The sequence below is a fragment of the Allobosea sp. 05L423 genome (genome assembly GCF_056397745.1).
Genome location: NZ_JBFTOA010000034.1, coordinates 1 through 21,497, shown reverse-complemented (window position 1 = coordinate 21,497; position 21,497 = coordinate 1). Strand labels below are relative to the sequence as shown.

17 protein-coding genes and 1 tRNA gene are annotated in these 21,497 nt (G+C 64.9%); all 18 read right to left on the bottom strand.

The annotated features are described in order from the left end of the window. Nucleotides 1–896: elongation factor Tu (tuf, locus tag AC1DNE_RS30275; protein ID WP_476841364.1), on the bottom strand; the 896-nt coding region annotated here is incomplete at its 3' end. 51 nt (nucleotides 897–947) lie between these two features. Beyond that, nucleotides 948–3,023, bottom strand: coding sequence for an elongation factor G (gene fusA / locus AC1DNE_RS30270; RefSeq protein WP_441473942.1), 2,076 nt, complete (start codon nucleotides 3,021–3,023; stop codon nucleotides 948–950). A 33-nt stretch (nucleotides 3,024–3,056) separates the two neighbouring features. Then, nucleotides 3,057–3,527, bottom strand: a complete 471-nt coding sequence (gene rpsG, locus AC1DNE_RS30265) for a 30S ribosomal protein S7 (RefSeq protein WP_441473941.1) — start codon at nucleotides 3,525–3,527, stop codon at nucleotides 3,057–3,059. 73 nt (nucleotides 3,528–3,600) lie between these two features. Next, complete coding sequence (rpsL, locus tag AC1DNE_RS30260) at nucleotides 3,601–3,972, bottom strand: 30S ribosomal protein S12 (RefSeq protein ID WP_038358286.1); 372 nt, start codon at nucleotides 3,970–3,972, stop codon at nucleotides 3,601–3,603. A gap of 434 nt (nucleotides 3,973–4,406) precedes the next feature. Next, nucleotides 4,407–8,591 carry a DNA-directed RNA polymerase subunit beta' gene (rpoC, locus tag AC1DNE_RS30255; protein ID WP_441473940.1) on the bottom strand — a complete coding sequence of 1,395 codons (4,185 nt, stop codon included), beginning with the start codon at nucleotides 8,589–8,591 and terminating at the stop codon, nucleotides 4,407–4,409. A 110-nt stretch (nucleotides 8,592–8,701) separates the two neighbouring features. Next, nucleotides 8,702–12,823 carry a DNA-directed RNA polymerase subunit beta gene (rpoB, locus tag AC1DNE_RS30250; protein ID WP_441473939.1) on the bottom strand — a complete coding sequence of 1,374 codons (4,122 nt, stop codon included), beginning with the start codon at nucleotides 12,821–12,823 and terminating at the stop codon, nucleotides 8,702–8,704. Nucleotides 12,824–13,075: 252 nt separating this feature from the next. Beyond that, complete coding sequence (gene rplL, locus AC1DNE_RS30245) at nucleotides 13,076–13,456, bottom strand: 50S ribosomal protein L7/L12 (RefSeq protein WP_441473938.1); 381 nt, start codon at nucleotides 13,454–13,456, stop codon at nucleotides 13,076–13,078. Between the two features lie 52 nt (nucleotides 13,457–13,508). Then, complete coding sequence (rplJ, locus tag AC1DNE_RS30240) at nucleotides 13,509–14,024, bottom strand: 50S ribosomal protein L10 (RefSeq protein ID WP_441473943.1); 516 nt, start codon at nucleotides 14,022–14,024, stop codon at nucleotides 13,509–13,511. A 513-nt stretch (nucleotides 14,025–14,537) separates the two neighbouring features. Next, nucleotides 14,538–15,236, bottom strand: coding sequence for a 50S ribosomal protein L1 (gene rplA / locus AC1DNE_RS30235; RefSeq protein ID WP_441473937.1), 699 nt, complete (start codon nucleotides 15,234–15,236; stop codon nucleotides 14,538–14,540). Between the two features lie 13 nt (nucleotides 15,237–15,249). Further along, nucleotides 15,250–15,681: a 50S ribosomal protein L11 gene (gene rplK, locus AC1DNE_RS30230; protein ID WP_441473936.1), complete on the bottom strand. Its 432-nt coding sequence runs from the start codon at nucleotides 15,679–15,681 to the stop codon at nucleotides 15,250–15,252. A gap of 155 nt (nucleotides 15,682–15,836) precedes the next feature. Continuing rightward, nucleotides 15,837–16,421, bottom strand: a complete 585-nt coding sequence (locus AC1DNE_RS30225) for a cytochrome b (RefSeq protein ID WP_441473935.1) — start codon at nucleotides 16,419–16,421, stop codon at nucleotides 15,837–15,839. Then, the gene (locus tag AC1DNE_RS30220) at nucleotides 16,418–18,031 is read right to left on the bottom strand and encodes a methyl-accepting chemotaxis protein (RefSeq protein ID WP_441473934.1); all 1,614 of its coding nucleotides are present in this window, start codon (nucleotides 18,029–18,031) and stop codon (nucleotides 16,418–16,420) included. The genes AC1DNE_RS30225 and AC1DNE_RS30220 overlap by 4 nt, the downstream gene beginning before the upstream one ends. Before the next feature lie 105 nt (nucleotides 18,032–18,136). Beyond that, nucleotides 18,137–18,670 carry a transcription termination/antitermination protein NusG gene (gene nusG, locus AC1DNE_RS30215; protein ID WP_265059856.1) on the bottom strand — a complete coding sequence of 178 codons (534 nt, stop codon included), beginning with the start codon at nucleotides 18,668–18,670 and terminating at the stop codon, nucleotides 18,137–18,139. Between the two features lie 14 nt (nucleotides 18,671–18,684). Next, the gene (gene secE, locus AC1DNE_RS30210) at nucleotides 18,685–18,879 is read right to left on the bottom strand and encodes a preprotein translocase subunit SecE (RefSeq protein WP_441473933.1); all 195 of its coding nucleotides are present in this window, start codon (nucleotides 18,877–18,879) and stop codon (nucleotides 18,685–18,687) included. Between the two features lie 163 nt (nucleotides 18,880–19,042). Next, nucleotides 19,043–19,774 carry a class I SAM-dependent methyltransferase gene (locus AC1DNE_RS30205; RefSeq protein ID WP_441473932.1) on the bottom strand — a complete coding sequence of 244 codons (732 nt, stop codon included), beginning with the start codon at nucleotides 19,772–19,774 and terminating at the stop codon, nucleotides 19,043–19,045. A gap of 52 nt (nucleotides 19,775–19,826) precedes the next feature. Beyond that, nucleotides 19,827–19,902 (bottom strand) — tRNA-Trp (locus AC1DNE_RS30200). 61 nt (nucleotides 19,903–19,963) lie between these two features. Next, on the bottom strand, nucleotides 19,964–20,863 hold the full coding sequence (locus tag AC1DNE_RS30195) for a dihydrodipicolinate synthase family protein (RefSeq protein WP_476841363.1): 900 nt from the start codon (nucleotides 20,861–20,863) through the stop codon (nucleotides 19,964–19,966). A gap of 190 nt (nucleotides 20,864–21,053) precedes the next feature. Further along, nucleotides 21,054–21,497 (bottom strand): EF-Tu C-terminal domain-related protein (locus AC1DNE_RS30190; RefSeq protein WP_476767326.1); only part of this gene is annotated, 444 nt, incomplete at its 5' end.

The window sequence follows — 21,497 nt, the reverse complement described above, 5'->3', positions numbered from 1 at the left end:
CCCGGCTTGCACAGCACCTGGCCGCGCTCGACGTCCTCGCGCTTCGTGCCGCGCAGCAGCGCGCCGATGTTGTCGCCCGCCTGGCCCTGGTCGAGCAGCTTGCGGAACATCTCGACGCCCGTGACGGTCGTCTTCACGGTGTCCTTCAGGCCGACGATCTCGATTTCCTCGCCGACCTTGACGATGCCGCGCTCGACGCGGCCGGTCACCACCGTGCCACGGCCCGAGATCGAGAACACGTCCTCGACCGGCATCAGGAACGGCTGGTCGATCGGGCGCTCCGGCTGCGGGATGTAGTCGTCGACCGTCTTCATCAGCGCGATCACCGCGTCATGGCCGATTTCCGGCGTGACGTTGTCGAGGGCGGCCTTGGCCGAACCCTTGGTGATCGGGATGTCGTCGCCGGGGAAGTCGTACTTCGACAGCAACTCGCGGATCTCCATCTCGACCAGCTCGAGCAGCTCGGCGTCGTCGACGAGATCGACCTTGTTCATGAACACCACCAGCGCGGGAACGCCGACCTGGCGCGCCAGCAGGATGTGCTCGCGGGTCTGCGGCATCGGGCCGTCGGCCGCCGACACAACCAGGATCGCGCCGTCCATCTGCGCCGCGCCCGTGATCATGTTCTTCACATAGTCGGCGTGGCCGGGGCAGTCGACATGCGCATAGTGGCGGGCCGGGGTCTCGTACTCGACGTGAGCCGTCGAGATCGTGATGCCGCGGGCCTTCTCTTCCGGCGCCTTGTCGATCTGGTCATACGCCGTGAACGACGCCCCGCCGGACTCAGCCAGAACCTTCGTGATCGCAGCCGTCAACGACGTCTTGCCATGGTCGACGTGACCAATCGTGCCAATGTTGCAGTGCGGCTTCGTACGAGCGAATTTCTCTTTGGCCATCGTAGCCTCCGTCAGATCTTGTTCAAATGTTCAGTCGGTTCGGTGCGGAGCTCAGGCGTACTTGGCCTGAACCTCGGCGGCGACCGCCGACGGCACCTGCTCGTAGTGGTCGAACTGCATCGTGTAGTTCGCGCGGCCCTGCGAGAAGGAACGCAGCTGGTTGACGTAGCCGAACATGTTCGCCAGCGGAACCATCGCATTGATCACGACGGCGTTGCCGCGCATGTCCTGGCCCTGGATCTGGCCGCGACGCGAGTTCAGGTCGCCGATGACCGAACCGGTATAGTCTTCCGGGGTCACGACCTCGACCTTCATGATCGGCTCGAGCAGCACGGAGCCGCCCTTCTGCAGACCTTCGCGCAGCGCTGCACGGGAGGCGATTTCGAAGGCCAGGGCCGACGAGTCGACTTCGTGGAAGGCGCCGTCGATCAGCGTGACCTTGACGTCGACAACCGGGAAGCCGGCGAGAACGCCCGAGCCGATGACCGAGTTCAGGCCCTTCTCGACGCCGGGGATATACTCCTTCGGCACCGAACCACCGACGACCTTCGACTCGAACTCGAAGCCCTTGCCGGTCTCGTTCGGCTCGATGACGAGCTTGACGCGGGCGAACTGGCCCGTGCCGCCGGTCTGCTTCTTGTGGGTGTAGTCGACCTCGGCCTTCTTGGTCAGCGTCTCGCGATACGCAACCTGCGGCGCGCCGATATTGGCGTCGACCTTGTAGGTGCGCTTCAGGATGTCGACCTTGATGTCGAGATGGAGCTCGCCCATGCCCTTCAGGATGGTCTGGCCGCTCTCCTGGTCGGTCGACACGCGGAAGGACGGATCCTCGTTCGCGAGCTTCGACAGGGCGAGGCCCAACTTCTCCTGGTCGGCCTTGGACTTCGGCTCGATCGCGATCGTGATGACCGGCTCGGGGAACTCCATGCGCTCCAGGATGACCGCCTGGGCGGGATCGCAGAGCGTGTCGCCGGTGCGGACGTCCTTGAGGCCGGCCAGGGCGACGATGTCGCCGGCATAAGCCTCCTTGATGTCCTCGCGGTTGTTCGCATGCATCAGGAGCATGCGACCAACGCGCTCCTTCTTGTCGCGGGTGGAGTTGATGACGCCCTGGCCGGCTTCGACCTTGCCCGAATAGATGCGGCAGAAGGTGATCGTGCCGACAAAGGGGTCGTCCATGATCTTGAAGGCGAGCATCGCGAAGGGATCCTCGTCCGTCGGATTGCGGACGGTCGGCTCTTCAGTCTTGAAGTCAATGCCTTCGACTGCGCCACGATCCACCGGCGAGGGCAGATAGTCGACGACCGCGTCGAGCAGCGGCTGCACGCCCTTGTTCTTGAAGGACGAGCCGCAGAGGACGGGGTGGAACGCACGACGCTGCACAGCGGTGCGCACCAGGCGACGCAGGGTATCGGCGTCCGGCTCGGTGCCTTCGAGATAGGCTTCCATCGCGGCGTCGTCCATCTCGACGGCGGCCTCGACAAGCTTCGAGCGGTACTCGGCGGCCTTCTCAGCAAGGTCGGCCGGGATGTCCTGCTCCTCGAACGAGGCGCCGAGCGCTTCGCCGTTCCAGACGATCGCCTTCATCTTCACGAGGTCGACGACACCCGCGAAGTTGGACTCCGAACCGATCGGAATCTGCAGGCAGACGGGCTTTCCGGCGACGCGGTCGATGATGTCCTGGACGCAGCGATAGAAATCGGCGCCGATCTTGTCCATCTTGTTGACGAAGACGACGCGCGGAACGTCGTACTTGTCGGCCTGGCGCCAGACCGTCTCGGTCTGGGGCTCGACGCCCTGGTTGCCGTCGAGAACGCAGACGGCGCCGTCGAGAACGCGCAGCGAACGCTCGACCTCAATGGTGAAGTCGACGTGGCCGGGGGTGTCGATGATGTTCAGGCGGTTGTCGCGCCAGAAGCAGGTTGTCGCAGCCGAGGTGATCGTGATGCCACGCTCCTGCTCCTGCGTCATCCAGTCCATGGTCGCGGCGCCGTCATGGACTTCGCCGATCTTATGGGACTTGCCGGTGTAGTAGAGGATGCGCTCGGTCGTCGTCGTCTTGCCGGCATCAATGTGGGCCATGATGCCGAAGTTGCGATAACGGTCGATGGGATGGGAACGGGCCATGATCGTGCTCTGTGTCTCGGTTCGGCGCGCCGCTTACCAGCGGTAGTGCGAGAAGGCGCGGTTGGCTTCCGCCATCCGGTGCGTGTCTTCACGCTTCTTCACGGCGTTGCCGCGGTTGTTGGCGGCGTCCATCAGCTCGGCCGACAGGCGCTCCACCATGGTCTTGTCGTTGCGGCCGCGAGCGGCAGCGATCAGCCAGCGGATCGCAAGCGCCTGGCGGCGCTCAGTGCGAACCTCGACCGGAACCTGATAGGTCGCGCCGCCGACGCGGCGGGAACGGACCTCGATCGCCGGAGCGACGTTCTCGAGTGCCGACTTGAAGACCCCGAGCGGCTCGCTCTTGGTCTTGCTCTCGATGATATCGAAGGCGCCGTAGACGATCCGCTCGGCGGTCGACTTCTTACCTTCGTACATCACGGAGTTCATGAACTTGGTCACGACGATATCGCCGAACTTCGGGTCCGGGATAACTTCGCGCTTTTCGGCACTGTGGCGGCGGGACATCGTCTAGTCTCCGGTCAATCTGGAACGCTGCGGACCGGCTCGGATCGAACAACCCCGCCGGCCTGGCAGAAAATTACTTCGGACGCTTCGCGCCGTACTTCGAACGGCGCTGCTTGCGGTTCTTGACGCCCTGCGTGTCGAGCACACCGCGCAGGATGTGATAGCGCACGCCGGGAAGATCCTTCACGCGGCCGCCACGGATCATGACGACCGAGTGCTCCTGAAGGTTGTGACCTTCACCCGGAATGTAGCCGATGACCTCGAAGCCGTTCGTCAGACGAACCTTGGCAACCTTGCGGAGCGCCGAGTTCGGCTTCTTCGGGGTCGTCGTATAAACGCGCGTGCAGACGCCGCGCTTCTGCGGGCACGACTCGAGCGCCGGGGCGGTGTTACGCGCCTTCACGGGTGAGCGCGGCTTGCGGATGAGCTGGCTGATTGTCGGCATTCTGGCCTCTCGCCCCACTGAGCGTTTGGAAATTCTCTGGTCAATCTCCCAGGGCGAGCGAGGCCATGACATAAACGAAGCCGCGCCATCGGCTCCCTTTAGGGGCCTCAGGCGCGCTCGCCATGCAGAGGAACACGGGAAACCCGCGTTCATGCGTCTTGCCATGTCGTCGTTCGACGCTGGAATTCCGACGGAGTTTCGGTCGCGAAACTCGCTTGCGAATCTGGCGCAAGCGACAAACGTGTCCGACAACCGTCGACAGTGGCGCGCTTATGACTCACAGAAGGATTCGCGTCAACCCCGAAACCGCCGAAAAGGCCGTTGTTTTGCGGGGTTCGGGTAGGTTACGCCGGTGCCTGCCTTACCGTGAAACAAAAAGGCCGCCCGGAGGGGGCGGCCTTTCCGATGATTACCGAAGATTGCTCCGGCGATTCTTACTCCGCAGCAGGCAGGACCGCTGCAGCTTCCTTGGCGGCCTTCGCCGCCGCGTCCGCCTTCTGGCCGACGATGAGATCGTCGCGACGCGTGGCCACCTGCTTGATGCGGGCGACCTGGGCGCCGGTGCCGGCCGGGATGAGCGAGCCGACGATGACGTTCTCCTTGAGGCCTTCGAGCATGTCGGACTTGCCGTTGACCGCCGCCTCCGTGAGGACGCGGGTGGTCTCCTGGAACGACGCCGCCGAGATGAAGGAGCGGGTCTGCAGCGACGCCTTGGTGATGCCGAGCAGGACCGGCACGCCGGAAGCCGGCTTCTTGCCCTCCTCGCGCAGCTTCGCGTTGACCTCTTCCAGCTCGATACGATCGATCTGGTCGCCGGTCAGGATGTCGCTGTCGCCCGACTCCGTGATCTCGACCTTCTGCAGCATCTGCCGGACGATGACCTCGATGTGCTTGTCGTTGATGGTCACGCCCTGGAGGCGATAGACCTCCTGGATTTCGTTGACCAGATAAGCCGCCAGCTCCTCGACGCCCTTGATCGCAAGGATGTCGTGCGGCGCCGGGTTTCCGTCGAGGATGTAGTCGCCGACCTCCACGACATCGCCTTCCTGGAGATGGATGTGCTTACCCTTCGGGATCAGGTACTCGACCCCGTCGGAACCGTCATGCGGCGTCAGCGTGACGCGACGCTTGTTCTTGTAGTCCTTGCCGAAGCCGATGACGCCCGACTTCTCGGCGATGATCGCCGCATCCTTCGGACGACGCGCCTCGAACAGCTCCGCGACGCGCGGCAGACCGCCGGTGATGTCGCGGGTCTTGGCCGAGTCGGTCGAGACACGGGCGAGCACGTCGCCGGCCTTGATCGCGTGGCCCGGCTCCACCGAGATGATGCCGTCGACCGGCAGGATGTAGCGGGCCTCGCCACCACGGGCGAGCTTCGCCACCTTGCCGTCCGCGCCGAAGATCACCATCGCCGGCTTGAGATCGGCCGTACGGGCCGAGCCTCGCCAGTCGATGACGACGCGCTTCGAGATGCCGGTCGCCTCGTCGGTCGTCTCCGTGATCGACATGCCGTCCACGAGATCCTCGTAGCCGACCTTGCCGTCCACTTCCGCCAGGATCGGGCGGGAATAGGGATCCCACTCGATCAGACGCTGGCCGCGCTTGACCTTGTCACCCTCGTCCACGCGCAGCTTCGAGCCGAACTGGACGCGATGGACCGCGCGCTCGGCGCCGTCCGGGCCGACGATCACGATGGCGATGTTCCGCGCCATGGCGATCAGGTCGCCGTCCGAGTTCCGCGCGACGTTGCGGTTGCGCATCTTGACCGTGCCTTCGAAGTTCGACTCGACGAAGGACTGGTCGGCGATGGTGGCCGCGCCGCCGATGTGGAAGGTACGCATGGTAAGCTGCGTGCCCGGCTCGCCGATCGACTGCGCCGCGATGACGCCAACGGCCTCGCCCATGTTGACGGGCGTGCCGCGGGCCAGATCGCGCCCGTAGCAGGTGGCGCAGACGCCGTTCTTGGTCTCGCAGGTGAGAACCGAACGGATCTTCACCTCCTGGACGCCGGCGGCATTGATCTTGGCGATGTCGCTCTCTTCGATCACGACGCCCTTGGCGACGAGGACCTTGCCCTCGACGTCGACGACGTCCTCGGCCGCGGCGCGACCCAGAATGCGCATGCCGAGCGAGGCCACGATCTGGCCGGCATCGACGATGGCACGCATCTTGATACCGTTATCCGAGCCGCAATCCACCTCGGAGATAATCGCGTCCTGCGCCACGTCGACGAGACGGCGCGTGAGATAGCCGGAGTTGGCCGTCTTGAGCGCCGTGTCGGCGAGGCCCTTGCGGGCTCCGTGGGTCGAGTTGAAGTACTCGAGAACGTCGAGGCCTTCCTTGAAGTTCGAGATGATCGGCGATTCGATGATCTCGCCCGACGGCTTGGCCATCAGGCCGCGCATGGCGGCGAGCTGGCGCATCTGCGCCGGCGAACCACGGGCGCCGGAGTGCGACATCATGTAGATCGAGTTGATCTGCTTGTCGCGGCCGGTCTCGTCCTTCTGGACGGTCGAGATGCGGGCCATCATCTCCTGGGCGAGCTTGTCGGAGCACTTCGCCCAGGCGTCGACGACCTTGTTGTACTTCTCGCCCTGCGTGATCAGGCCGTCCTGGTACTGCTGCTCGTAGTCCTTTGCGAGCGCGCGGGTCGTGTCGACGATCTGCCACTTGTTCTCCGGCACGACCATGTCGTCCTTGCCGAAGGAGATGCCGGCCTTGAAGGCGTGACGGAAGCCCAGCGCCATGACGCGGTCGCAGAAGATCACCGATTCCTTCTGACCGCAGCCGCGATACACGGCGTCGATCATTCCGGAAATTTCCTTCTTGGTCATCAGGCGGTTGCTGACGTCGAAGGATACGGCCGGGTGGTCAGGCAGCGCGGTCGAGAGGATCACGCGGCCCGGCGTGGTGTCGTAGATCTTCGTGTACGGCTTGCCGTCCTTGCCGGTGCCGGTCCAGCGATATTTGATCTTCGAATGCAGCGTCACGACCTTCTCGTGCAGCGCATGCTCGAGTTCGCCGAAATCGCCGAAGACCTTGCCCTGGCCGGGCTCGCCGTCCGAGACGATCGAGAGATAGTAGAGACCGAGCACGATGTCCTGCGACGGCACGATGATCGGCATGCCGTTCGCCGGGTGCAGGATGTTGTTGGTCGACATCATCAGCACGCGCGCTTCCAGCTGCGCCTCGAGCGACAGCGGGACGTGCACGGCCATCTGGTCGCCGTCGAAGTCCGCGTTGAAGGCGGCGCAGACCAGCGGGTGCAGCTGGATCGCCTTGCCCTCGATCAGCACGGGCTCGAAGGCCTGGATGCCGAGGCGGTGCAGCGTCGGCGCGCGGTTCAGCATCACCGGATGCTCGCGGATGACCTCGTCCAGGATATCCCAGACCTCCGGCTTCTCCTTCTCGACGAGCTTCTTGGCCTGCTTGACCGTGGTCGAATAACCCTTGGCGTCGAGGCGCGCATAGATGAACGGCTTGAACAGCTCGAGCGCCATCTTCTTCGGCAGGCCGCACTGGTGCAGCTTCATCTCCGGGCCGACGACGATGACCGAACGGCCCGAGTAGTCGACGCGCTTGCCGAGCAGGTTCTGCCGGAAGCGGCCCTGCTTGCCCTTCAGCATGTCGGCGAGCGACTTCAGCGGGCGCTTATTGGCGCCCGTGATGACGCGGCCGCGGCGGCCGTTGTCGAACAGGGCGTCGACCGACTCCTGCAGCATCCGCTTCTCGTTGCGGATGATGATGTCCGGCGCGCGCAGCTCGATCAGCCGCTTCAGGCGGTTGTTGCGGTTGATGACGCGGCGGTAGAGGTCGTTCAGGTCCGAGGTCGCGAAGCGGCCGCCGTCGAGCGGCACGAGCGGACGCAGATCCGGCGGGATGACCGGGATCTGGGTCATCACCATCCATTCCGGCTTGTTGCCCGACTCCTGGAAGGCCTCGATGATCTTGAGGCGCTTCATCAGCTTCTTGGGCTTCAGCTCCGACGTCGTCGTCGCGATCTCATGCTTCAGATCGGCGTTGATCTGGTCGAGGTCGAGCGCGCGCAGCATCTCGCGAATGGCTTCCGCGCCGATCATGGCGGTGAAGGTGTCCGCGCCGTACTCCTCCTGAGCCCGGACGTACTCCTCCTCCGACAGCAGCTGACGGTCCTTGAGCGGGGTCAGGCCCGGCTCGATGACGACGTAGCTTTCGAAGTAGAGGATGCGCTCGAGGTCCTTGAGCGGCATATCCATCAGCAGGCCGATGCGCGAGGGCAGCGACTTAAGGAACCAGATATGCGCCACCGGGGCGGCGAGCTCGATATGGCCCATGCGCTCGCGCCGAACGCGGGCGAGCGTGACTTCGACGCCGCACTTCTCGCAGATGACGCCCTTGAACTTCATGCGCTTGTACTTGCCGCACAGGCACTCGTAGTCCTTGATGGGCCCGAAGATGCGGGCGCAGAACAGGCCGTCACGCTCCGGCTTGAACGTGCGGTAGTTGATGGTCTCCGGCTTTTTGATCTCGCCATAGGACCAGGACAGGATCTTCTCCGGGCTCGCGATCGAGATCTTGATCGCGTCGAAGGCCTGCTGGACCGGCTGCTGGCCGAAAAGGTTCATGACCTCTTGCTTCATCGCCTGTCTCCTTCCGCCGGCGGGGGCTAGGGCCGCCCTGCCCGGCTCGTAAATTCCGTCGGCCGGCGGCATCAGTGCCGCCGGCATCTATCCAAGGCTTGGTTAACGGCTCACTCGGCCGCTTCGGCCGGCGGCAACTCGCCCGGCTTCACCTTGTTGTTGATCAGCTCGACGTTGAGGCCGAGCGAACGCATCTCCTTGACGAGAACGTTGAAGCTCTCGGGGATGCCTGCCTCGAAGTTGTCCTCGCCGCGCACGATCGACTCGTAGACCTTGGTGCGGCCCGCGACGTCGTCCGACTTCACCGTCAGCATCTCCTGCAGCGTGTAGGCGGCGCCGTAAGCCTCGAGCGCCCAGACCTCCATTTCGCCGAAGCGCTGGCCGCCGAACTGCGCCTTGCCGCCCAGCGGCTGCTGGGTGACGAGCGAGTACGGGCCGATCGAACGGGCGTGGATCTTGTCGTCCACGAGGTGGTGCAGCTTCAGCATGTAGATGTAGCCCATCGTGACCTTGCGGTCGAAGGGTTCACCCGTGCGCCCGTCATAGAGGGTCGACTGACCCGACGAGTGCAGGCCCGCCTGCTCCAGCAGCCGCTCGATATCGGCTTCCTTGGCACCGTTGAAGACCGGGGTCGCCACCGGCACGCCACGGCGCAGGTTCTGGCCCATCTCGACGAGTTCGTTCTCGTCCATCGAGGCAATGATCTCATTGTCCTCGTAGACGGCGTCGAACTGAGCCTTCAGCGCCTTGAAGTCGTTCGTCTTCTTGTAGGCGTCGAGGGCCTGCGAGATCTGCTTGCCGAGACCGGCGGCGGCCCAGCCCAGATGGGTCTCCAGGATCTGTCCGACGTTCATGCGGCTGGGCACGCCGAGCGGGTTCAGCACGATGTCGGCATGGGTACCGTCCTCGAGGAACGGCATGTCCTCCACCGGCACGATGCGCGAGACCACGCCCTTGTTGCCGTGACGGCCGGCCATCTTGTCGCCCGGCTGGATCTTGCGCTTCACCGCGACGAAGACCTTGACCATCTTCATCACGCCCGGAGGCAGTTCGTCACCGCGCTGCAGCTTCTCGACCTTGTCGAGGAAGCGCTGCTCAAGGCGCTTCTTCGACTCGTCGTACTGCTTCCGCATCGCCTCGATCTCGGTCATCAGCGAGTCTTCGGCGGTCGCGAACAGCCACCATTGCGAACGCGGGAACTCGCTCATCACCTCGCGGGTGATGACCGTGTCCTTCTTGAAGCCCTTCGGGCCGGCGAGACCGGTCTTGCCGGTCAGGATCTCGGCCAGACGCGCGAAGGTGTTGCGGTCCAGGATCGCCTGCTCGTCGTCACGGTCCTTGGCAAGACGCTCGATCTCCTCGCGCTCGATCGCCTGGGCGCGCTCGTCCTTGTCGACGCCGTGGCGGTTGAACACGCGGACCTCGACGATCGTGCCCTGCACGCCGGGCGGAACGCGCAGCGAGGTGTCGCGGACGTCCGAAGCCTTCTCGCCGAAGATGGCGCGCAGCAGCTTCTCTTCCGGGGTCATCGGGCTCTCGCCCTTCGGCGTGATCTTGCCGACGAGGATGTCGCCCGCCGCAACCTCGGCGCCGATATAGACGATGCCGGCTTCGTCGAGGTTCTTCAGCGCCTCTTCCGAAACGTTCGGAATGTCGCGCGTGATTTCCTCAGGGCCCAGCTTGGTGTCGCGGGCCATGACCTCGAACTCCTCGATATGGATCGAGGTGAAGACGTCCTCGGAGACGATCTTCTCGGAGAGAAGGATCGAGTCCTCGAAGTTGTAGCCGTTCCACGGCATGAACGCGACGAGCACGTTGCGGCCGAGCGCGAGCTCGCCGAACTCGGTCGACGGGCCGTCCGCGACAATGTCGCCCTTCTTGACGACGTCGCCGACGCGCACCAGCGGGCGCTGCGTGATGCAGGTCGACTGGTTCGAGCGCTGGAACTTCTGCAGACGGTAGATGTCGACGCCCGGCTTCGTCGGATCCATCTCCTCCGAAGCGCGGATGACGATACGGGTCGCGTCGACCTGGTCGACGATGCCGGCGCGGCGGGCCGCGATGGCGGCACCCGAGTCACGGGCGACGACCGCTTCCATGCCGGTGCCGACGAAGGGCGCGTCGGCGCGAACCAGCGGCACCGCCTGGCGCTGCATGTTCGAGCCCATCAGCGCGCGGTTGGCGTCGTCGTTCTCGAGGAACGGGATCAGCGCCGCGGCAACCGAAACGAGCTGTTTCGGCGACACGTCCTGGAAGTCGACCTTGTCGACCGGCGTGACGATGACCTCGCCGGCGCGGCGGCAGACGATCAGGTCGTCCGTCAGACGGCCTTCCTTGTCGACGGCGGCGTTCGCCTGGGCGACGTTGTACTTCGCCTCTTCCATCGCCGAGAGATAGATCACCTCGTCCGTGACCTTGCCGTCGCGGATGCGGCGATACGGGCTCTCGATGAAGCCGTACTTGTTCACCCGCGCGAAGGTGGCGAGCGAGTTGATCAGGCCGATGTTCGGACCTTCCGGCGTCTCGATCGGGCAGATGCGGCCGTAATGCGTCGGGTGCACGTCGCGCACCTCGAAGCCGGCGCGCTCGCGGGTCAGACCACCCGGGCCAAGCGCCGAAAGGCGGCGCTTGTGAGTGACTTCCGAAAGCGGGTTCGTCTGGTCCATGAACTGCGAGAGCTGCGACGAGCCGAAGAACTCGCGCACGGCCGCAGCCGCGGGCTTCGCGTTGATCAGGTCCTGCGGCATCACCGTGTCGATGTCGACCGAGGACATGCGCTCCTTGATGGCGCGCTCCATGCGCAGCAGGCCCAGGCGATACTGGTTCTCCATCAGCTCGCCGACCGAGCGCACGCGCCGGTTGCCGAGATGGTCGATGTCGTCGATCTCGCCCTTGCCGTCGCGCAGGTCGACCAGCGCCTTGACGACCGCGAAGATGTCCTCCTTGCGCAGGATGCGCACGGTGTCCTCGGCGTCGAGGTCGAGGCGCATGTTCATCTTCACGCGGCCGACGGCGGAGAGGTCGTAGCGCTCGGCGTCGAAGAACAGCGACTGGAACATGTTCTCAGCCGTCTCGAGGGTCGGCGGCTCGCCCGGGCGCATCACGCGGTAGATGTCGAACAGGGCTTCCTCGCGGCGCGAGTTCTTGTCGACGTTGAGCGTGTTGCGGATGTAGGGGCCGACGGTGATGTGGTCGATGTCCAGCACCGGGATCTCGTCGAAGCCGTCATCGGTCAGCTGCTTCAGCAGCTTCTCGGTGATCTCCTCGCCGGCCTCGGCATAGACCTCGCCGGTCATCGGGTTGACCAGGTCTTCCGCGATGTACTGGGTGTACAGGTCCTCGTCCTGCGCGCGCAGGAACTTCAGGCCCTTCTCGGCGAGCTGGCGGGCGGTGCGGGCGACGAGCTTCTTGCCGGCCTCGACCACGACCTCGCCGGTATCGGCGTCGATCAGGTCCTCGGAGGCCTTGAAGCCCTTCATGCGCTCCGCATCGTAGGGAACGCGCCAGCCCTTGGCGTCCTTGGTGTAGGTGATGTGGTTGTAGAAGCGGTTGAGGATCTCCTCGCCGTCCATGCCGAGCGCGAACAGCAGCGAGGTGACCGGGATCTTACGCTTCCGGTCGATGCGGGCATAGACGATGTCCTTGGCGTCGAACTCGATGTCGAGCCAGGAACCGCGATACGGGATGATGCGCGCGGCGAAGAGCAGCTTGCCCGAGGAGTGGGTCTTGCCCTTGTCGTGGTCGAAGAACACGCCCGGCGAACGGTGCATCTGCGAGACGATGACGCGCTCGGTGCCGTTGACGATGAAGGTGCCGTTATCCGTCATGAGCGGCATGTCGCCCATGTAGACATCCTGCTCCTTGATGTCCTTGACCGACTTGGCCTGGGTGTCCGGATCGATATCGAACACGATCAGGCGCAGCGTCACCTTGAGCGGCGCCGAGAAGGTCATGCCGCGCTGGCGGCACTCGTCGACGTCGTATTTCGGCGGCTCGAAGGTGTACTTCACGAACTCCAGCAGCGACGCGCCGGAGAAGTCGCCGATCGGGAAGACCGACTTGAAGACGGACTGCAGGCCTTCGTCGGGGCGACCGCCCTTGGGCTCGTCAACCATCAGGAACTGGTCGTAGGACGCCTTCTGAACCTCGATGAGGTTCGGCATCTGCGCCACTTCCTTGAGTTTGCCGAAGAACTTGCGGACGCGCCTGCGACCCTGGAGCGAATTGACCATGTTGTTCCTCGCAATCTCTTCGGACGGCTCACCCGGTGGTCCGTGACGGCAGCCATAGGCCGCCGGGTGAGCCGTTCGGCGCCGCATCGCGCCGCCCATGCATTTCCATCGAAACTGCGCCGCACGGTTGCAGCAAGCCTCGACAACAACTCCCGCGCACCAGCGCGGAAACGACGCAACAGCCCCGGAGGCGTAGCTGCCCCGGGACTGTCGATATTGACTACGGTCGGACCGGCATCAGCCGGCCCAAGCTCACTTGAGCTCGACCTTGGCGCCGACGGCCTCGAGCTGCTTCTTGAGCTTCTCGGCCTCGTCCTTGGCAACGCCTTCCTTGACCGGCTTCGGAGCGCCTTCGACCAGGTCCTTGGCTTCCTTGAGGCCCAGGCCGGTGATGGCGCGGACTTCCTTGATCACCTCGATCTTCTTGTCGCCGGCCGAAGCCAGGACAACGGTGAACTCGGTCTGCTCTTCGACAGCAGCGGCGGCAGCGCCACCAGCGGCCGGGCCAGCCGCAACGGCGACGGCGGCGGCGGCGGAAACGCCCCACTTCTCTTCGAGGAGCTTCGCGAGCTCGGCGGCCTCGAGAACGGTGAGCGACGACAGCTCGTCGACGAGCTTGGTAAGATCGGCCATTTTGGGTTCCTACGTGTAAGAGGTTCGAACGATATCGGGATCAGCTGGCCGTTCAGGCCGCATCCTTGTCGGCATATGCCTGGAACACCCGCGCGAGCTTCGCAGCCGGCGCAGTCGAGAGCTGCGCAAGCTTCGTGGCCGGGGCCTGGATAAGGCCGACCAACTTGGCACGCAGTTCGTCGAGCGAGGGCATCGTGGCCAGAGCCTTGACACCATCGGGGTTCAGGGCGGTCGTGCCCATCGCGCCGCCCAGGATGACGAGCTTGTCGTTCTCCTTGGCGAAAGCGGTGGCGACCTTCGGCGCCGCGACCGGATCGTTGGAATAAGCGATCAGGGTGGGACCCGTCAGCAACTTGCTGATGGACGCGACGTCGGTGCCTTCAAGAGCGATCTTGGCCAGCCGGTTCTTTGCGACCTTAACAGTGGCGCCATTCGCCTTCATCTCGCGACGAAGCTTCTGGAACTGGGCCACGGTCAAGCCCGCATAGTGGGCCACGACGACGACCGAAGTGTTCGCAAACACCTCGTTCAGCGACGCGACGGCATCTTTCTTTGCCGTTTTATCCACTGGGCTCTCTCCGGTAGGCGACAAGCTTTTGAAGGCTCGCCGCCGGTTGCAAATGCCGCTTCCTGGAACCCCGGTTGACACCGGCGCCCCGTGAAGCGACGCTTGGTGCCCTGTCCCCGCTCCCGGCCCCCTCGAGGGCCACGACCAGGCGAGATGGTTCGAACCGTCTTTTCCGGACCTCGCGATCCGGGACTAAGCTCTTGCACCGTCTATGCAGGCCTCTTGGCGAAATTATGCTCCCGGACGAACCGGGAAGGCACCTGCAGTCTCAGACAGGACTGGGTGATTCCTGCTCGAAAGATCACTCTCCCGACCTTGAAACACCCATTTCTTCAGCGGAAACCCGCCGAAAAACGCGAAACGGACCCCTTCGTGTCAAGCACGCCGGAGCCTCGTCACTTATGGAAACAGGCGTGCGTATAGCGCTTTCGCCTGCTTCTGCCAAGTAGGCTCTTGACTTCACGAAATCAAGAGCGGGCGGACGGCCGGCGATCCGGCCGCCCTTCCCTGAGATCAGCCGCCGATGACGGTGTTCGGCTCGACCTTGACGCCCGGACCCATGGTCGACGAGATCGCGACGCGCTGGATATAGGTGCCCTTGGCGCCGGCGGGCTTCGCCTTGGCGACCGAGTCGACGAACGCCTTGATGTTCTCCGAGAGCTTCTCGGCCGAGAACGAGGCTTTGCCGACGGCGGCGTGGATGATGCCGGCCTTCTCGACGCGGAACTCGACCGAACCACCCTTCGAAGCAGCGACGGCGGCGGTGACGTCCATGGTGACGGTGCCGACGCGCGGGTTCGGCATCAGGCCGCGCGGGCCGAGCACCTTACCGAGACGACCGACGAGACCCATCATGTCCGGGGTCGCGATGCAGCGATCGAAGTTGATCTCGCCCTTCTGAACGGACTCGACGAGCTCTTCAGCGCCGACGATGTCAGCGCCCGCAGCCTTGGCCTCATCGGCCTTGGCGCCACGAGCGAACACGGCGACGCGCAGCGTACGGCCCGAGCCGTTCGGCAGGTTGCAGACGCCGCGGACCATCTGGTCTGCGTGACGCGGATCGACGCCGAGGTTCATCGCGATCTCGACGGTCTCGTCGAACTTCGCGTTGGCGCGCTCCTTGACGAACGTGACAGCCTGATCGAGCGAATAGAGCTTGGTGCGGTCAATGCCATCACGGCCCTTGACGACGCGCTTTCCGACATGTGCCATTGTCAGCCTCCCCTCAGCCCACGACTTCCAGGCCCATGGACCTGGCCGAGCCACGGATCATGGCCGAAGCCGATTCAACGGTGTCGCAGTTGAGATCCGCCATCTTCTTCTCGGCGATCTCGGCGATCTGCGCAGCGGTCACCTTGCCGACGTTGCCGCCACGGCCCGGGGTCTTCGAGCCGGAGGTCAGGCCAGCGGCCTTCTTCAGCCAGTACGAGACCGGCGGCTGCTTCATCTCGAAGGTGAAGGAGCGATCCTGATACGCGGTGATGATCACCGGGATCGGCATGCCCTTTTCCATCTGCTGGGTCTTCGCATTGAAGGCCTTGCAGAATTCCATGATGTTGAGGCCGCGCTGACCGAGCGCGGGACCGATCGGCGGCGACGGATTGGCCGCGCCCGCCGGAACCTGAAGCTTCACGTAGCCCGTGATCTTCTTTGCCATGATGGCTGCTCCTGCCGTCCGCTCCGCTGCCTATCGGAACGACGACGCCCCTGTCCGTCGACGTTCTCCGTCGGGGCCGGGGTGGTTGCAGTGCGTGGTGCGACGTGTTTGATCCGGCTGGCGACCGGCGCGTCTTCCACGCGGTTGAGGCCGGCCTATGGCACAGATGGGCTGGAAAGGGAAGAGGGCTTTGCCGCCTCCGCCTGCGAGGCATCCTGGATGTAGTCATCGAGCGCCAGGCAAATATGCACCGCGACCAGACCCACCAGCACGAAGGCCAGAACCGCGTGGCTGCGAAACAGCATATGCGCATAGCCGGCACCTTCCGGCCATATCGCCGGCAGCGAAATTCCGCCGTAGATCTCGCGTGCGCCGAAATCGGACACGCCCGCCAGGCCGAGCAACGGGATCGCGACCAGCAGGGCGTATAGAATCCGATGGACCGCCCGCCCGCCAGCGTTGCGTGCCCAGCGCCCGCGCAGGCGCGCCAGAAGCCGATAGGCGAGCCGAACCGGGACCAGAAGCAGCAGCAGGAAACCGGCCGTCTTGTGGAACGTCATGAGTGCGTCCGCCCAGGCGCCGCCCCCGATTTCCTTCATCAGTATCCCGATACAGAACAGCACCAAGACCAGCACCGCCGTGCCCCAGTGCAGCGGCTTGGCGAGGCGCGGAAACCCATGGTCGCCTGTCCGCGATCGACGGGCGGTCGTGATCTTCGGAGAAGCGGCCGGCATCCTCATGCGTGCTGCACGCCTTGCGTATCGGTCATGAAGCCGTCGACGGCCTGCCGTAAAGCTGCGGCTTGACCATCGATGTCGGCAGAGGCCCGCGCCATCCGCTCAGTCATCCGGCGCCAGTCCTCGATCATGCCGGCCACCTGCTCGACCTGCTCGGCCATGCCGCGCACATCGCTGGCGGTCTGGGCGGTACCGATATTGATCGTGCGGGAGGTGTCGTCCTGCCTGCGTGCCAGTTCGGCGATCGAGTCGGCAGCGGCCTCGACGTCATTGACCGAGGCAACGAGGGCGCCAATGCGTCCGATGATCCGCTCGGCCGCCGTCCCGATCGAATCGAGCCCCTGCCGCACCTGCCCGGTCGCTTCCGCGGTCCGGTTGGCGAGTTGCTTCACCTCGGCGGCCACCACCGCGAAACCGCGCCCGCTCTCGCCGGCCCTTGCAGCCTCGATCGTCGCATTGAGCGCGAGCAGATTGGTCTGGTTGGCGACCGTGCTGATCAGCGTCACGACGGCGGAGATGGATCCGACAGCTTCGCGCAGCAGCACGCTGTCATCCGTCGCCTCCTCGACCAGCGTTTTTGCGGCGTTCGCAATGCCCGAGGTCCGCTGCGCCTCGCCGGCAGTCGTCGCGAGCAGCTCGGCGATCTCGTTCAGCGACGAGGACATCTGCTCGACATGGTTGGCCGCGCGCTGGCTCGACTGCGCCGCCGCGCCGGCATGCTGATCGACGAAGCCGGAGAGCTGCGAGAGCTCGTTCGATGCGTCGGTCATGCTCGCGGCATGGGTTTCCAGCGCCGTGGCGATGCCGGCGATGTTGCCCTGGAAGGCCTGCCCTCTGACGCGCAGCGCCCGCTGCCGCTCCACCTCTCCGGCCAGCGAGGCGAGGCGCTCCTTCGCGGCCTCCTGTTTCGTCTGTTCGTCCGACAGATGCGAATGCAGTGCCCGGCCGAGCATGCCGATCTCGTCGCCGCGGCGAGCGAGTTTCTGCACCCAGCCGGCATCCTCGCCCGGCGCGGAGAGAGCCGCAGCCATGGTCGAGATCGGGCGCACCAGCCAGCGATATTCGAAGGCGATGATCAGGGTGACCAGGAAGAGACCGAGCCCCGCCAGCAGCACTGTGTTCTGCCTTGAGCTCTCGACATGCGCGCCAAGCGCCTCGCTGACGCCCGCCACCGCCGCGTTCAGCCGAACGCGCAGCTCGTTGCGCTGCTCGACGGCTTTGCGCAGTGCCCCGCGCGCGACCGTGGCATCGGCTCCCAGCTTCGATGAAAACGCCTCCAGCCCCTGGACGGCTTCCTCCGCGCGGGCGGCAACTTCGCCCTGGCTGCGCGCGGCGACTGCTTTCATCGCTGCCTTCAAGGCCTCGATGTCGCTTGGCAGAGCGCCGCGGTCGCCCCCCGAGACGATCGTCACGACGATGCGGCTCAAGGCAGCGTCCGTTTCCGAGAGCACGGCCACCGCATCGGTATGGACAGCGAGCGCCCTGGCGAAGCCAGCGAGTTTGAGGGAGCCGATCGTCTCGGCGATGCCGAACACACAGGCGAGAACGCCGAGCATCGACGCCCAGAGCGTCAACCGCTGGCGAACCGTGGCCTTGAAGAAACTGGGAAACATTGCGCTCTGCGTCGGATTACCGACGCAGAGCCTTGGCGCAGTTGTGTTAAAGGCCGATTAACCTAACGGAAGCCGCTATAAACCGACCGGAAACGCCCTGCGGGCTCAGAGCTTCTCGACCTGGCCGTATTCCAGCTCGACCGGCGTGGCGCGGCCGAAGATCGAGACCGCGACCTTGAGGCGGGCACGGGCATGGTCGACATCCTCGACGACGCCGTTGAACGAGGCGAAGGGGCCGTCCGCGACCTTGACCTGCTCGCCGACCTCGAAAACGATCGTCGGCTTCGGGCGCTCGATGCCCTCGGCGACCTGGCCCTTGATCCGCATCGCCTCATGCTCCGGGATCGGCATGGGCTTGGCCTTGTCGGCGCCGAGGAAGCCGGTGACCTTCGGCGTGTTCTTGATGAGGTGGTAGACCTCGTCGGTCATCTCGCACTTCACCAGCACATAGCCCGGGAAGAACTTGCGCTCGGTGTCGACCTTGCGGCCCCGGCGAACCTCGACGACCTTCTCGGTCGGCACCAGCACCTCGTCGAACTTGTCGGCGAGGTTGCGCTGCGCGGCCTGGTCGCGGATCGACTGGGCGACCTTGTTCTCGAAGTTGGAATAGGCGTGGACGATATACCAGCGGGTGCTCACGTTCGTAATTCCGTTCAACGGGCGCCGAGGATGATGCCGAGCACCCAGCGGATGACGGTGTCGGTGAAGAGGAAGAACAGGCTGGAGACGACCACCATGGCGAGCACGAGGCCCGTGGTGATCAACGTCTCGCGGCGCGAAGGCCAGGTGACCTTGGACGCTTCCGTGCGCACATCCTGCAGGAACTGGAAGGGATTGGATTTCGCCATGAACCACCTCGGGTTCCGATCCCGCCCGCAGCCCCGCCGCGCGCCGAATCGGCCGTCCTGAAACATTCGCGGCGCGGGACCCGGGGAGGGTCGCGCGCCGTCATGACAAGCCTCTTACATCGCTTGGCGTCGTTAGCCAAGACCCTTTCGGGTCGCGGGCCGCTCAGCTCCGGCGCGCCGCGATCAGCAGGAAGAAGGGCCGCTCGCGCTCCTTCGCCCAGCCGGGCTCGGCGGCAACCTGCTCCGGGCTCGGAGCCCATTCGACCAGCTTGCCGAGCGTGAAGCCGGCGCCCAGCAGCAGATCGAGATAGGTCGCGATGGTGCGGTGGCGCTTGACCACGCCCTCGGCCAGCCAGTTGCTGACGCGCTCGCCCTCGTCGAGATAGCCGTTGACCGGCCAGGTCGCCCGGCCATCGGCATCGGCGAGCCATTCCTGCCGGACCGGCGCCGTCATGATCGGATGCTCGACCGAGCAGACCATCGCGCCACCCGGCTTCAGTGCCGCATGCACGCGCGCGAGCAGCCCGGCGAGATCGGCAATGTAGTGGAAGGCGAGCGAACTATAGGCGAGGTCGAAGGCATCAGCCTGCGGCGCGTAGCTTTCGAGATCGGCACGCTCGTACAGAACACGGGAATCACCGGTCTCCCGCCGCGCCCGCTCCAGCATCCTGGCGGAAACGTCGACGCCGAGCACGCTCCCGGCCCCCTCGCCCGCCGCGAAGCGGCTGAACCAGCCGAAGCCGCAGCCGAGGTCGAGCACCTGCTTGCCCCGCAGTCCCTGCAGCATGGATCGCAGCACCGGCCACTCCGGTGCGCCGTCCAGCCCGTGGACGGAACGCGGCAGCTGGCTGTAGCCCGCGAAGAAAGTCTCGTCGTCGTAGATGTTCTGGGTCATGGCGCTCGGAGAGCCGCATGGCGGTCTGCACACCAGTCACCCGAAGTGCGACTGGCAGGGGCGGTAGGGCTCGAACCTACGACAACCGGTTTTGGAGACCGGTACTCTACCAACTGAGCTACACCCCTGTAGCTGGTCGTCATGTGCCCCAAGGCGCTGCGCATTTCAAGTCGAAATCGCGCGTCATCCTCATTTGCTGTAGGGACCGAGTTCGCGGGCGTAGCGCTCGACCAGCTTCAGCCCGAACTCCGTCGGCCTGAGTGCCGGTCCGCGGTCGTGGATCGGGATGCCGGCGCGCGCGCCGAAGATGCGCTTGCCATAGCAGATCAGCGTCTCGATCGACTGCATGATGAAGGTGATCGCCGGCAATACCTCGCGATAGGCAGCATCCGCTCCGGCCTCGTCCCCGGCTCTGTAGCGGTTATAGGCCCGCAGAGCGTAGTCGATCGTGTCGGGGGCCAGGATCATGCCGCTGCAGCCGGCCCGGAAACTGTCGATGAGTTCGAGCCCGCCGCGCCCGTTCAGAATCGGCAGCCGCCCTTCGGTCACCGCGATCAGCCGCTCGATCTCGACGACCGAACCCTCGCCCTTGATCAGGCTGATGTTCGGATGCCGGCGCGTCAGTTCGCGAATGTCCTCGGCGGACAGGCCACGCCCCATATAGGCCGGCGCGTTCTGGATCGCGACCGGCAGGGAAGTCGTTTCGGCGATGCGCCCGAAGAAGTCGATGTACTCGGCCGCGCTGAAGCTGCCGACCATCGGCGGCTGCAGAATCACCCAGTCGGCGCGATTCTTCTCCGCGACCTTCACAAGCTCGGCCTGCTCCGCCACCGAGGAGCCGAAGATGGTGAAGGCAAGCGGCTTCCGGCCAGCGACATCTTCCGCCATCCACTCCATCACCATGCAGCGTTCGGTGAAGCTCAGCTTCGAGACTTCGGTGGCAAGCCCCAGAGCCGCCATGCCCTGCACATCGAGCTCGACGCTGATCTCAGCCTGCTTGCGCATCGCCGCCCGGTCGAGCCGCTCATGCTCGTCGAACAAGGCGAAGACGATTGAATGGATGCCCGGAAAGGGCGGCTTGAACGACATGGGCAGGCTCCTCCGCGGCCGGAGCGGCTGATCCGCTCTCTCGCAGCGATTGAGAGCACGGAATCACAGGCCCGCGCAGCCCATGCGACCGAAGCCGCCCCTGCATTCACGGCATGGGCTAAAAAGGCTTGTCGCAACAGAAAAGGGGCGGTGTCGCCACCGCCCCTTCCCAAATCGCTATGCGCGTCGATCAGGCAATGATCGAAGCGACGACGCCGGCGCCGACGGTGCGGCCGCCTTCGCGGATGGCGAAGCGCAGCTTCTCTTCCATCGCGATCGGGGCGATCAGCGTCACCTCCATCGAGATGTTGTCGCCCGGCATCACCATCTCCGTGCCCTCGGGCAGCGAGACCACGCCGGTCACGTCCGTCGTGCGGAAGTAGAACTGCGGGCGGTAGTTGGTGAAGAACGGCGTGTGACGGCCACCCTCTTCCTTCGTCAGGATGTAGGCCTCGGCCTTGAACTTCGTGTGCGGCTTCACAGAGCCCGGCTTGCACAGCACCTGGCCGCGCTCGACGTCCTCGCGCTTCGTGCCGCGCAGCAGCGCGCCGATGTTGTCGCCCGCCTGGCCCTGGTCGAGCAGCTTGCGGAACATCTCGACGCCCGTGACGGTCGTCTTCACGGTGTCCTTCAG

Coding starts and splice junctions, on each gene's coding strand:
- fusA (WP_441473942.1), bottom strand. CDS start 3,023: ATGGCCCGTTCCCATCCCATCGACCGTTATCGCAACTTCGGCATCATG.
- rpsG (WP_441473941.1), bottom strand. CDS start 3,527: ATGTCCCGCCGCCACAGTGCCGAAAAGCGCGAAGTTATCCCGGACCCG.
- rpsL (WP_038358286.1), bottom strand. CDS start 3,972: ATGCCGACAATCAGCCAGCTCATCCGCAAGCCGCGCTCACCCGTGAAG.
- rpoC (WP_441473940.1), bottom strand. CDS start 8,591: ATGAAGCAAGAGGTCATGAACCTTTTCGGCCAGCAGCCGGTCCAGCAG.
- rpoB (WP_441473939.1), bottom strand. CDS start 12,823: ATGGTCAATTCGCTCCAGGGTCGCAGGCGCGTCCGCAAGTTCTTCGGC.
- rplL (WP_441473938.1), bottom strand. CDS start 13,456: ATGGCCGATCTTACCAAGCTCGTCGACGAGCTGTCGTCGCTCACCGTT.
- rplA (WP_441473937.1), bottom strand. CDS start 15,236: ATGGCACATGTCGGAAAGCGCGTCGTCAAGGGCCGTGATGGCATTGAC.
- rplK (WP_441473936.1), bottom strand. CDS start 15,681: ATGGCAAAGAAGATCACGGGCTACGTGAAGCTTCAGGTTCCGGCGGGC.
- AC1DNE_RS30225 (WP_441473935.1), bottom strand. CDS start 16,421: ATGAGGATGCCGGCCGCTTCTCCGAAGATCACGACCGCCCGTCGATCG.
- AC1DNE_RS30220 (WP_441473934.1), bottom strand. CDS start 18,031: ATGTTTCCCAGTTTCTTCAAGGCCACGGTTCGCCAGCGGTTGACGCTC.
- secE (WP_441473933.1), bottom strand. CDS start 18,879: ATGGCGAAATCCAATCCCTTCCAGTTCCTGCAGGATGTGCGCACGGAA.
- AC1DNE_RS30205 (WP_441473932.1), bottom strand. CDS start 19,774: ATGACCCAGAACATCTACGACGACGAGACTTTCTTCGCGGGCTACAGC.
- AC1DNE_RS30195 (WP_476841363.1), bottom strand. CDS start 20,863: ATGTCGTTCAAGCCGCCCTTTCCGGGCATCCATTCAATCGTCTTCGCC.